Source organism: Rhizobium sp. SEMIA 4085 (assembly GCF_013004495.1).
Lineage (GTDB): Bacteria > Pseudomonadota > Alphaproteobacteria > Rhizobiales > Rhizobiaceae > Rhizobium > Rhizobium gallicum.
In genome coordinates, this window is sequence record NZ_JABEPH010000019.1 from 18,005 (window position 1) to 31,005 (window position 13,001).

A 13,001-nucleotide genomic window follows, 5' to 3' on the forward strand; every position below is an offset into this window, starting at 1 on the left:
ACGACACGCGCCCCATTTCTTTGGTCGATGGCCGCCATGGGATGGACCGCTGGATTGGAGGGAAACTCGGCTGGCTAGGCACAATGTCGCTGCTGCGAAACTATTTCTAACCTAGATGGCTAGTTGACATCTGCCTGCCATCGTCCAGGGCGATATGTAGTCTGCGGATATTTTCGCGGCGTAAAGCCCTCTTCCCGGTCACCGCTCGCTGCAGCGCTACTGTATCGCCGATACGCTGCAGGTCATAAATTTCGAAAGGCAAACGTTGCCGCGTGATCGCCTTCGGGCTCATACGATGTATCTCGAGCCGAGAGCCACCTTTTACCAGCAGTATTGTCGGCAGACTGGCGCGGTGCGATTTAGAGATGAGTGTCGCTGCAGCACGCCTATCTAACCCGCGAGAGCGATTGCAATCTGAGGCACTGCGTATTATCAGGAGGCAAAACTCAGAGAGATTCAATGAATATATTGGCGCTGAACTGGCTCAGCAATAACATTGGCGACGACGTTCAGACCGTGGCTGTGATGCAGCATTTGCCGCGCGTTGACGCATACATCGACCGAGACCACCTCAACACATACGATGGCCCCCAAGCCATCCTGGTCACAAACGGATGGTTTTTAGAAGAGCTCGATAACTGGCCACCGAGCGAAGCGATTAAACCTATTTTTTTTGGCTTTCACGTACAGAAGCGAGCTAAGCCGACGATCGCCCGACATGCAGCTTACTTAAAAAAACATGAGCCCATCGGATGTCGCGATAGCGGCACGGTGGCATTCATCCGGTCTTTAGGAGTTGAAGCGTACCTTTCGCTTTGCTCCACATTAACCTTCGATGCGCCTTCCGATCGGAAACCTGATTCGATCTACCTAGTTGAAGCAGATCTCGGCGACCTGACGCCGAACTTTCGCAAAAGCCACGGGCTCAAATTGAAAACCGTTAGCCATCGGGTGGCAGAGACACCGACGGAAGTACGTCTTAGGTTTGCACGCGAGATTATCGAAACATACGGCCGCAAAGCGGCGCTGATAGTCACCAAGCGCATTCACTGCGCAATGCCCTGTGTGGCTATGGGCATTCCAACCGTCTTCATCGGCCCCAAAACCAATCGCACCGCAATAGTTGAAGAAATCGGACTTAAGCGGCATTCGAAGTGGCATCCTATCAGTCACCCATTTGCAAGTAGGGTTGCTGAGATACCGCCAGCCTTGGATATTGATGGCATCAAAACGCAAATCCGGCAGGACTTGCGAAACAGGATCGCTGCAGCCTTGGCCTAGCGGCCTGCAAAAACGTCTGTTGTCGCCAGGCCTGCGATGAAAAGCGCTTAACCTGCCTACTCCCTCCAGTGATCCGCCACCCAGCGTGTCGGGCGGATAAAATGGCGAAGATGCGCGAAGAACGAGTCCCGCTTCTGCCGCTTGCTCTTGTTGAAACTTGCCACAAGATGTCCGAACAGATTGTCGGCGCCCCGTTCGTGATATTTCCCACTTATTGCCTGCTCCGGGCGAAGACCGCGTGGGAAAATGACTACTTTTGCGCTCCGAGGGAGCCGCGGTGCAAGGACGTAATTGAGCGGCCATGCACGCCGGCAATCTTGACGAAAGTGCAGCACCCACTCGCGCGGGAAAAACTTCGGACCGTCCGGAACGTTCTTGGTTACGAAGCGCTGCTCAAACCGGTACTGATCCGCAATCGCCTGTGGTGCCGCCTTAAATTTTTCCTGCAGTGGCGCGAGCTTGCCCACCGGAAATCGAAACAGCGATGTCTGTCCTAGCTTTTCAAAAGGCGTGGTCTGGTTGCGCGCCATAACAACGTCGTTGGCGCTGCCAACCTCAAAAAACGGATCGAGCGACGCAACAACCACAAGGTCCAAATCGAGGAACAAAACCGGGCCACTGAGTGAGCCCAAGGTTTCCCCCCAAAGCCGCGCCTTATTCCAAATCCCTGGGGATTTCTCCGGCATCTTCGTGACGTCTAATGGCGGTAGGTCCTCGCAAAGAACCTCAGGCCGAATGCCATCCCGCTTATCGGTGAAACATGTGAACGTAAACGGCGGAGTGATGTTTCTCGCAACCATGGCATAAAGGCGATTGATATAGGGGGGGCCGAACTTCGTACCCCAATTTATACAGATCACCTGTTTCGTGCCTGCCGCAGGTAGCGTCTCGCTCACAGCCATTTGCTCCGCCATTCCTTTCTAAAATTCCAATGCTCCAAGCGCTTTGCACAGATATGGCGCGTGCCAGCAGATGCAAAATAGCACGTAGCCATGGTTTCCGTTGTCAGAAGCCGCCTATTGTGACGTGTTGTCTCGAACGACATTGTTGCCGCCCCTGCTAACGATCAGATTGCGACCACCACCGACGATCCTGTTCCCTTCGACATTGTTGTTGTCAGCAAAGTCTGCATTGCTTGCGCTGCTGCCAAATGGATAGGCCGGGTCGGTAAAGCAATAGTCCTTGCCTCCGTTGCGGGATCCCAACCAAACTGCCGGTTGCTGGCGGCCGGAAGAATACCGAAACGTGTTCTGCGTTATTTGATTGAACTCCGGTTTTTGGTGGCGAATGACGCCGCCTTCTCCGCAATTGCGATAGACGAATATTCCGCCATTGTCGGAGTTTTCGAATGTATTGCGGGAAATCGTATTTCTTGCAGAACCATCGATTGCTATCAATTCACGCTTATCCGTTTTGATGCTGAAGACGTTTCCGGAGATCGTATTGCGGGCTGACTCAGCGTCAAGATATACGGCAACCGCGGTGCTGCGGCCTGATATTTGAGACGAAATCAAAGCCGCTCCTGTTACGCCCGGCCCCACATAAAAGGGTATGCCATTGGGCGCCTCGATCTGGACTTTTTCAAATTTCACGTTGGCCGGTGCCGCGGCTTGGGCATAGTTGATGTGGTCAGGCTTGAGTGAAGAGGCCTTCATAACTGCGCCGTTCGCATTTTCTCCGAGACCGTAAATCCTGACAAATCCTCTGATCCGGCAGTTGCGAATGGTGACATTGCGCGGAGCATCCCATTGCCCAGACGCAATTCGCGTCGAACGAACGACAATCCCGGTTTTCTGCATGCGCGAACCACCTGAACTAACGTCAATTAGCCCCCCGCCACAATCAAGTACCGCGTTTGAAGCGGCACTTCCTTCGAAGATCAGTTGATGGGTCACGACGTCACGCGAAGACAGCTGGATATTGCACCGCAAAGAAACCGGCTCTGAACCAGGGGCCTTTATTTTGGCGATCGTCTCCTGTCCGCACGGTGTGTTGTGTCCAGCCTCTTCGCGTGGTGGCGAGGTGTCGGTGGGGCTTTCCTCGACAGGCGTGGGCCTGCTGTTTTCGCCTTCATCAGGCGACGGCACGGACGGGCCCGGTGGTCGCTGAGGATGCGGCCTCTGATACCCAAGATCCGACTGCAAAAAGGAGCTGTCGATATAGGCCGCTCCGCCCTGGCAGCCAACCAACAAGGCGAGGCTCGTTGACATTATGACAGCTTTCGTCTTCCCGAGTATCATTCTATCTCCGTTGCCCTGCGTGGAGGCGAATCTTCACCCTGCCGACTTCTTACCAGATGTCGGTCAAGGGACGTCTATTTTCATCGGATGTTTGCGGATCGGCGGCTCGACGTATGCGCCCGGCTCGTTGACATTTCGCGCCAGCAATCTGGCAGCAATGCTTTCGGCAGCAGCCTCCGCTCCCTCTTTCGAATAGAAGTTCCCGCGAACCTGCACGGTGGCTGCGAGCAATCGCATGAACGCGTCAAGAAGCTTTGCCGATGGGGGTTGTGGATCCTGCCAGAAAAGGTCGATTGACTTCGGATCCGTCAGTCCTTCGATATCATAGATCGTAACTCCGAGCGTCTTAACAGGCTTGCCTGCCTGCAATGCTGAAAGTGCAGCTGTCGAATTGACGGTGACCATGCCCCGGCTTGCAACGATCAGCGCCGAGAGATCACCGCCGTCGATAACCTGCACGCGGCCGGACAAGCCGAGCGACAGGGCGGTGGCGTTCACATAGTCGTCCCAGTCGATAAGGCCGTTGTCGAGCGGATGCACTTTGACGAGTAGTTTCGCATCTTGCGATGCGTGCTCGGCAAATGAGCGCAGAATAAAACGGATGGCATCCCGCTGGCTGTGGAACGGCGAATGGGCGCGCAACTGATAATCGGTCGCAATCTGCAGGGGATAGACAAAGAACGCTGCGTTGTCGGAAGACAGCCGGCCAACTTTGATATTCGCCTCGCGAGCCCTTTTGCGGCCAGTTGCGAGCCTCCTCAGCCAGCCGGCATATTCTGCGAGCGGATGAAACAGCCCGTGCCGCCGGTAATGCGGATAAAAAAGCGAGAAGAACACGGTCGGCAGGTAATAAAGTAAATCGGCGATCGCTTCCGAGAGGAAAGTATGACTGTAACGCCTGTTCCAATCCGGCTCCGGCAGGCCCTCCGCAGCCGCAAGTATATGACCCGGATCAACGGGAAAACGCGAGTTGGACGAAAGGCCCTCGCGCTCGATGGTCACCCAATCAGGCCTCAAATGCCCCATCTCGATGGTGTAGATCGAAACGCCCATTGCGCGGGCTTCGGCGATCGCAGCACGGTGGTAGGGTCTCTCCTCTCCGTGGACGATAAGGTCGGTGATCTTGCGGTCCGCGATAAGATGACGGACATAGCCCGGCCAAGCGGCGAAAGGACCGCGATAGTTCAAGGCACCTCGCCTGCGCCAGAATAGCCAATCTCCGCTATTGAGGTTGACGCGAAGGCACGCGCAGCCGGCTGCCTCAAGACGGTCCGCGATTTTGCAATAGAGGATGGACGATGGCCCCTGGAGAAATAGGAAGACGCGTTTCGCCTTCTCCTCTGATGGGGCCGACACAATCATTCCGCCGGCAACTCTTTGCTAAGACCAGCAAAGCGCAGCAGCGTTCCGAGCAGGTTCCACGGCGCTTCTTCCCGGGGCGGGACGGGACGCTGCGAATGCGAGCGAGCGCGGCCGAGCGGCACGATCACGTAATCGGTGCGCGGGTCCGGAAACGGATCGGCAAAAGCTTTCAAGAGCGGCGCATGATCGCCGTAGAAGAGCAACCAGACTGGCCGGTCCAGCGTGTCGAGATGATGGGCCAGGTTCCCAAGCGCATGATCGGCGCGGCGAAGGAGCTCGGAATAGATCTCCACAGGATCGGTTAGATCACCGACGCGACCGGCTTCCCAGGGGCCATGGTTGGCCATTGAGGCGACGAACAGGAAATTCTTGATATCCGGATCCTTTTCGATCTCGCGGATGACGCTCTTCGTCAGCGCCTGATCGCTAACATAAGGGCCGTCGCGCTCCGGATTATGATCGAATTCGTCGAGCATCATCATGTGATCGAAGCCGAGCTGCGGCATTGCCTTATGACGCAGGAAGAAGGTGCGATCGTAGGGATGAATGAACTGCGTCTTCCAGCCGGCATCCTTCAGCTTATTCGGCCAGACGACATCCGTGTACTGGCTTGCGCTCAGATAGGGATAGCTCGCATCGATATGCACGTCGTCCGGCTGAAGGCCGCTTAAGATTGCAAATTCGGTGCGAAGCGTATAGCCGCCTTCGAAAACGCTTGTCATACGGCCCCACTGCGCCGCCCGCTTTCGCAGTCGATCAAGATTGGGAAGCTTTAAATCTTTGACCTCGAAATGACGAAGGTCGATGAACGATTCCGACTGCCAGACGACGATGAGAGGCGGTTCGTTATCGCCGTCCGGATCCCAAAGATCGTGCAGCGCCGACTTCAGCATGACCGACAGCTCGTGCACGATCTTCTCGCGGCGGCGGCCGAGCCATATGATGAAATGAAGAACGACAGATGTGAACGTACCGAAACGGACCGTATTCTTCTTGATATCGATCGGTCCAACCAGCTGCTGCGTGGCCCGCGAGACCGGCCCGTTCACAGGGCCGTAGAAAAGCGCCAGCCACGGACCGAAGGCAACGGCAAGTCCGACCAGGGCCCAGAACCCCTGTGCGCTGGCAGGCAAAATATGCGGCTCGAAATAGAAATAGAGCCCGGTCACGCCGAAGACGTAAAGGAAAGAGAATATCCAGAAGAAGATGTTCAGGGAGGTCGCGTAGAAGATCTCCTTGTATTTGAAAACATCGACGACGAGCGCGATGTCGGAGAAAATCAGCGGCTCTCGGATGAACTTGAACTTCGCGCGCGAAATCCCGGTGAAAATCACAAAGAAACTCATCGTCGCCTGCATGGCGTAGATCGGCCGCCACGTTACCGAAAAGAAACCCGCAAAGACCAGAGCGATAACCGGAAGGCGTGCGGCAAGATCGAGCGCATAGCGTGAGGGTGTTCGCTCGACGTTGTTCTGACGATAGACGGCAGACGGCATCGCGAACCAGTCCGTTGCATAGACGAAGATGCACGTCAGGGCAAAGCAGGAGGCAACCAATAGAAAGGGGACGTCATGTAAGCGCAAAGGAACCATCGATTTTCTTTTACCGGCAACAAATGCCAAATCCGATTAAAGCTTGGGCGTGTCAATGCCCGATGATATCCCTGTCTTCAAATGCACAGTCGATGACCTTGCATGCGTTTCCCTTGCGCCACGCTTCAACCGAGATCGGTACCAGAGCGAAAGCAGCGGCTTGATGAACGGCCCCAGATAGGCAAGCGCCATGAGGGACGGCGTGAAGTGAATCTTCGAGCGTTTTCGGTCGATACCGGCGATAATGCGCTGTGCAATTGCTTCTGCCGTCCAGGGCTTCACCTTGCCCATCAGAACCTCGGCCTGCCATGGCCGCATCGTCATTTCACGCTGATACTGGGGTGTCAGCGTGTCCGGCGGAAAGCAGATGGAGACGCGAATTCCCGTTCCGACGGCTTCCGCCTGTATGGCTTCCGCAAAGCCTTTGAGGGCCGATTTAGAGGCGCAGTAGGCCGCATAACCGTGAAGGCCAATCAATGCGGCACCCGACGAGACCACCATGATGGTGCCCTGCCCTCTCGCCTTCATGCTGTGATAGACGGCACGGGCGGCATTTGCGGTGCCCAGGAGATTTGTGGATATCTGCTGGTCGAAGGCCGCAGCTGAAAGAGCATCGAAGGCGGCCGGCTCGACAATGCCGGCAGAGGCGATCAGCACATCGCAGGGGCCGTTTGCCGTTTCACAGGCTTTGACCGCAAATGCCAGGTCCTCATGCTTGGAAACATCAGCCGAAACGGCAAAAGTGCTTCCGCCTTTCGATACAGCCTGGACGTCTAAAACCGCCTGGTCGAGGCGTGCCGCATCACGTGCGATCAGTGAAACCCGCTCGCCTCTGGCGGCGTAAGCCTTTGCGACTGCTAATCCGATGCCGCTTGAACCGCCGGTTACGATGACATGCATTGCATCGTCCTGCCTTAAGGCTTGCCCGCCATCTGGTTCATCGGCAGGAGCTTCATTACCTGTTCGAAGTCGATCGAACCTAGGCCGAAATTGCGGTCCTGTAAATCTTTCAGCCGCTTTGCGGTCACAGTGACGGCATGGCTGATCTGCTCATCCGTGTGATTGCAGGTGATAAAGAAACGCAGCCGCGCCATACCTTCTGGAACTGCCGGATGGATGATCGGCAGCGCGTTTACGCCCTCTTCGAGAAGATCGTTGGAAAGCTGCACGGCGCGAACGGAATCCCCAACGATCACCGGAACAACGGAATATCCCGTCGCGAGGCCGGTATCGAGACCGGCTTCCTTCGCAAGCTTGAGGAAGAGCGCGCCGTTGCGCCGCAACCGGGCGGTACGCTCCGGCTCTTTCGTCAATATTTCCAGGCCGGTCAATGCCGCAGCCGCCAGTACCGGCGCCAGGCCGACGCTATAGACGAACCCGCCGGCTTCCGCCTTCAAGACGTCCGCCAAAGCCTGGCTTCCGGCTATATAACCGCCGCAACTCGATGTGGTCTTTGAAAGCGTTCCCATCCAGATGTCGACGTCATGTGGATCGATGCCGTAATGTTCGAAGCTGCCGCGGCCGGCTTGTCCAAGCACGCCGAGAGCGTGCGCCTCATCGACCATCAGCCAGAAGCCGTAACGCGACCTCAGCTCGACCAGTGCCGGCAGGTCGGCGATATCGCCATCCATCGAGTAGACGCCTTCGACGATCACCAGGATACGCCGGAAGTCGGAGGACAGAGACTTCAGAACGGATTCGAGGTTCTCGACATCATTGTGCTTGAAGAGACGGCGCGTCGCGCCCGATTGCTTGATCCCGGCAAGCGCGCTGTTATGGATGAACTCGTCATGGATCACGAGATCCTGCGGGCCCATCAGACAGCTGATCGCAGCAACATTGGTCAGATAGCCGCTGACGAAGCAGACTGCAGCGTCAACGCCGTAGACTTTGGCAAGCGCATGTTCAAGTTCGACATGCACGGGCCGCTCTCCGGCAACCAGCCGGCTTGCCGACGCAGAAATGCCAAAGCGATCTATCGCCTCTTTTGCCCGCTGGTTGACGAGCGGGTCGGTATTGGTTGCGAGGTAGTCATAAGAGGCAAAGTTTGTGAACTCCCGGCCGGACATAACAGTCGTTGCACCTGCCGCCTTGTCATGAGACCGGTAGAAGGGGTTGCCGATGCCAGCCATCTGCGCCCCGATTTTCTGGGTCATCACCCGCTGGTATTCCGGCAGTTCGTCGAATCGTGTCACCTGGCGAACCGGCGGCTGGGGGTGGCGGTTCATCCGGGCTGCCCGGTTTCTGCCGGACGACTCGTTGGCGGGCCGCATCTGATCGAGCAGTCCCGTTTTCCGGTCCTGCGCCTTCCCGTCTGGATTATCCGTCATTTCACATTGCCGCTTTCTGAACCGTGCCAGAATGACTCTGGATCAGCTGGCTGACAACCTGCTCGGCTTCGCCTGCTCCCTCGTTTCCACCACTACGGCTGGCCACGCGCTCCCGAAGACGAGCCACAACATCGCCGATGGTCGTGCCATCGCTGATACCACTCAGCGGTATGTCGAAGCCGGTCTTCTGTTGGAAGCTCATACCGAGTTCCATCGCCATCAGGCTGTCGAGCCCGATATCCTTCAGCACTTTTTCCGGTGTGATACCATCTTCGGTGATACGCAGGATCGCTGCGATTTCGACAGCGACCAGCTTATGGAGAAGGGCCTGCGCTTCATCTGCAGACTTGCCGGCGATCATCGCCTCAAGATCGATGGTTTCGTTGTCATTGGTCGCCTGGTTGCTTCCTGCCTGGCGCATGATCGTCTCGAAGAGCGACTTTCCGGCAATTGGTAGAAGGCGCGCCGCGCTCCAGTCGACCTCGGCGATCATGACAGTCGCACCCTCGATGCGGCCCTGATCGGCAAGCATGTAGCGCTCGACCTGCTCCAGCGCATCGCCCGCTTTCAAAGCCGACTTGCCGATGCGCTTCGAAAGCACCTCGTTCACCTCGGCGTTACGTGCCAGGTAGCCCTTGTCGGCAATCGCGCCGAAGCCTACCGCCAGGCCGGCAAGTCCGGCTGCGCGGCGTTGGCGCGCCAGACCTTCGAGGTAGCCGTTGGCTGCGACATAGTTCGCCTGGCCCGGATTGCCGAGCATCGTCGTCGCGGACGAGAACAGCAGGAAGAGATCGAGATCGTCATCTGCCGTCAGCCGGTGAAGGATGTCTGCGCCCTTGACCTTGACGTTCACGACGGGCCGGTTGCGTTCTGCCGTGAGGTTCGAAAGCAGGGCATCGTCAAGCACCATGGCTGCATGGACGATGCCCTTCAGCGGCGCCTTGGTGCGCAATTCGTCAAGCAGGGCGGCGACCGCCTTCTCCTCGGTAATGTCGCAAGCATGCACGCTTGCCGTGACGCCCTTCTTTGTCCATTCGGTGATCGCCTTGCGGGTCTCGTCGTCGGCAACGCCCTTGCGCGAACAAAGCGCGATCTTCCGGGCGCCTTTCGAAACCAACCAGTTTGCAGTTGCAAGCCCGAAGCCGCCGATGCCTCCTGCCACAAGGAAGATGCCATCGGAATCGAAGTGAAGCGCCTTGCCGGGTGCCGGAAGAACTTTATCCTTGCCGATGACCGGGGGACGGACGACGATCTTGCCAATGTGGCCGGCATTCTGCATGAGACGGAATGCGCTGCTGATCTCGTCATAACCGAAAGCGCGATAAGGGATCGGCACCAGCTTTCCGGCGGAGAACAACTCTCCGATTTCGGTGAATATCCGCTTCGTGAGTTCCGGCACATTGACGAGCAGCTGGTCGGCATCGATCCCGAAATAGCTGATATTGCGGCGGAAAGGCCGAAGCCCGATCTTGCGGTCGGAATAATAGTCGCGCTTTCCAAGTTCAAGGAAGCGCCCGAACGGCTTCACGAGCTCGAGGCTGCGCTCCATGGCTTCGGAGAAGAGCGAATTGAGAACGAGATCGACACCGGCACCATCGGTAATCCGGCGAATATCGGTCACGAAGTCGAGCGAGCGCGAATCGAAGATATGATCGGCGCCGAGCGTTTCCAGGAAGCGACGCTTCTCAAGCGTTCCCGCCGTGGCAATGACCGTTGCGCCCTTCAGCTTTGCGATCTGCAGGGCAGCCAGGCCGACACCGCCTGCGGCACCATGGATCAGGATCGTCTCGCCGGGCTGAATGCGGCCGAGCTCGACCATGGCATAATAGGCCGTGAGGAACGCGACCGGCACGGTTGCTGCGGCGACCGTATCCATCCGTTCGGGTAGCCTGGTGACACCATCCTGGCGAACCCTCACATGCGTGGAGAAGGCGGCCGGGCCGATGCCCATCACCTTGTCGCCACGCCTCAGATCACTGACGCCCATGCCCGTTTCGACAACACGTCCGGCAAACTCCATGCCGATCGTGGCGCCAGCAAAGCCGTCCTCCAGTGCTTCTTCGGGGAGCAGGCCCATGGCCCACATGACATCGCGGAAGTTGAGACCCGTTGCCTCGACGGCAACGACGATCTCACCGTCGGCAACAGACGGTACGTCACAAGCTTCCCAGGCAACACTGTCGAGGCGTCCGGCCGAATGCTGGCGGATCGTGGCAGCGGCATAACCGCCGGTCATCCGGGCAGAGGACGCTGAAGGCCCGGTAACAGCGCGAAGTTCACGGACCTCGCCGGTTGCCTCGTCGAGCATCCATTCGCGGTTTGCCCCATGTGATGCGAAGATCGAATTCACGATGCCGGAAATACGCCTATCGCCGGGTTCCGCATCGAGCATGTGGACGTCCAGGAATTCATACTCGTTCTGCAGGACGCGGGCAAAGGCCCAAAGCCCTGAGTTTGGGCCGTCGGTTCCATCACCGGAAAGCGGCGAGCCGCCGGGCGCGATGAGAAGAAGCTGCGGACGGCTGTTTGCGGCAGCCTCGCCGGACTGCATGTAGGCGGCAAGCGCTTCGGCAAAAGATGCAAATGCGACGAGCCGATCCTGTGACAGCTTCGATGGGTCTTGCTTCGATGCGCGCTGGGCATAATAGACCGCACGCACCGGCTGGCCCGCAAATTTGGAGAACGCTTCAGCATAAGCCGGCTTCGGCTCGTCCGCCGCAACGGATATTGTTGCTAGCCCCCCGAAGTCCGAGGCGTGGCTTGAGCCTTCGCCGATCACAAATAGCGGGCCATTAACGGCTTCGGCGGCCAGGGGTTTTTCGTTGACCGCCTTAGGCTGCGCGATCAGCGAAACGAGCCTGCCTTCCGGATACTCGGCTTCGTCGACCTTTGCGTCCGCAAATCCGAGCGAATGCGCAAGATCCTCAATCTGACGGGCGGTTCCGAGCTTTCCGATCGGAAATTCCGGAGACTGGCTGCCTGCAAACCAGACGTCCGACAGGCCGAATACGAAGTCGTTGAAAGCGGAAGGCGCACGATCGGCAAGGACGAGCGTCGCACCGTGAGCAGCTGCCTTGCGCACGACAGCCTGGAGCGCCTCGTCGCTGGAAAGATACTGCTGGCTCTGATCCCCCGCAACGACAACCAGATCGGCCGCGGCCTGATCGCCGAGCTTATCGGGGTCTGCGACAATGACATGCGCGCTGTCTTCGAAAGCGAGTTCCAGCGTACGCCGGATATTTTCACGCGGGTCGGCAATGACGAGCAAAGCGCCGTGTTCGGCTGCCGCCAGGGCAAGCTTGCGGCTGAAGGCGGCCGAGATCGACCCAACTTCCAGAATTCGACGGATACCGCCATTCTTCGCCTTCAGCACACCATCGACCATGCCGCTTACGACGGAAAGGCGGTGCAAGCTCAAGGGCGAATGGACGAGAACATGCTCCAGCGTCGCTTCGCTGACCGACTTCGAAGAAGCAATGTCCTTGCCCTGCTTGAGGGCTGCGATTTTCTCGAGAGCATCGCGATGCGCATCGTTGATGAGGACGGCTTCCGCGATGCGGCCGGCATCTTCACCATAGAGTTCTCGCAGAACCTCTTGGACCGGAGGCAGCGTGAATTCAGTCGCAACGGTCCATTTTCCATCATCGGAAGAGGCAATGCCCGCATCTTCAAGGCTGAAGAGGCAGCTGGAGAGGAAGGATCTGAATGCGGCATCGCCGGGAAGGCTGCCAATCGTAATCGAACCATCCCTTGCCGCGAGCGCAAGCGCGATCTCGTGGCATGCGCGATAGACGGCGGCGTCGAGCAGAAGGGTTGCGTTATTCAGCGCAACGTCCGGGGCGCTGGCAATGACCGGAAGCGCATGAATGTCGGATGTCGCGGCAAAAAACGCGGACGGGACGCTCTCATAGTGAAAGGCGACGGAATCCAGCGTGTGGTGACGCCTCAGATACGTCCGGCGGAAGCGGCAATCGTCGAATGCCGCAACCTGTGTGCCCGCGTCGTCGAACATCCGGAAACGCACCTTGATCGAATTCTGGCTGAACCGTTCGATCCCGATCGTCGCCTTGACGACTGGCCGTTCGGAACGCCTGACGCGAACGGAGCCGAAGCGCACAGGGATATAGGGCGCGCCTGCCTGATCGCCGGATAGCTGATCGAAAAGCGCCACCAGACCGTGAAACGCTGCATCGACC

8 protein-coding genes are annotated in these 13,001 nt (G+C 57.8%); 1 reads left to right on the forward strand and 7 read right to left on the reverse strand.

Going from position 1 to position 13,001, the window contains the following annotated elements; all coding sequences use genetic code 11:
• Positions 1-459: 459 nt before the first annotated feature.
• Positions 460-1,281, forward strand: a complete 822-nt coding sequence (locus tag C9413_RS03865) for a polysaccharide pyruvyl transferase family protein (RefSeq protein ID WP_052451582.1) — start codon at positions 460-462, stop codon at positions 1,279-1,281.
• 56 nt (positions 1,282-1,337) lie between these two features.
• On the opposite strand, the gene C9413_RS03870 is transcribed toward C9413_RS03865, so the two are convergent.
• The 7 genes from C9413_RS03870 to C9413_RS03900 all read right to left on the reverse strand — a co-directional run.
• Complete coding sequence (locus C9413_RS03870) at positions 1,338-2,183, reverse strand: hypothetical protein (RefSeq protein ID WP_039846912.1); 846 nt, start codon at positions 2,181-2,183, stop codon at positions 1,338-1,340.
• Between the two features lie 114 nt (positions 2,184-2,297).
• Complete coding sequence (locus tag C9413_RS03875; protein WP_052451583.1) at positions 2,298-3,521, reverse strand: right-handed parallel beta-helix repeat-containing protein; 1,224 nt, start codon at positions 3,519-3,521, stop codon at positions 2,298-2,300.
• A 63-nt stretch (positions 3,522-3,584) separates the two neighbouring features.
• On the reverse strand, positions 3,585-4,883 hold the full coding sequence (locus C9413_RS03880) for a capsular biosynthesis protein (RefSeq protein ID WP_039845783.1): 1,299 nt from the start codon (positions 4,881-4,883) through the stop codon (positions 3,585-3,587).
• On the reverse strand, positions 4,880-6,475 hold the full coding sequence (locus C9413_RS03885; protein WP_170250197.1) for a sulfatase-like hydrolase/transferase: 1,596 nt from the start codon (positions 6,473-6,475) through the stop codon (positions 4,880-4,882). Before C9413_RS03885 ends, C9413_RS03880 begins: the two co-directional genes overlap by 4 nt.
• 36 nt (positions 6,476-6,511) lie before the next feature.
• Positions 6,512-7,375, reverse strand: a complete 864-nt coding sequence (locus C9413_RS03890; protein WP_063855992.1) for an SDR family NAD(P)-dependent oxidoreductase — start codon at positions 7,373-7,375, stop codon at positions 6,512-6,514.
• A 14-nt stretch (positions 7,376-7,389) separates the two neighbouring features.
• Positions 7,390-8,805, reverse strand: coding sequence for an aminotransferase class I/II-fold pyridoxal phosphate-dependent enzyme (locus tag C9413_RS03895; protein WP_170250198.1), 1,416 nt, complete (start codon positions 8,803-8,805; stop codon positions 7,390-7,392).
• Between the two features lies 1 nt (position 8,806).
• On the reverse strand, positions 8,807-13,001 hold a 4,195-nt coding region (locus C9413_RS03900), incomplete at its 5' end, for an SDR family NAD(P)-dependent oxidoreductase (protein ID WP_170250199.1).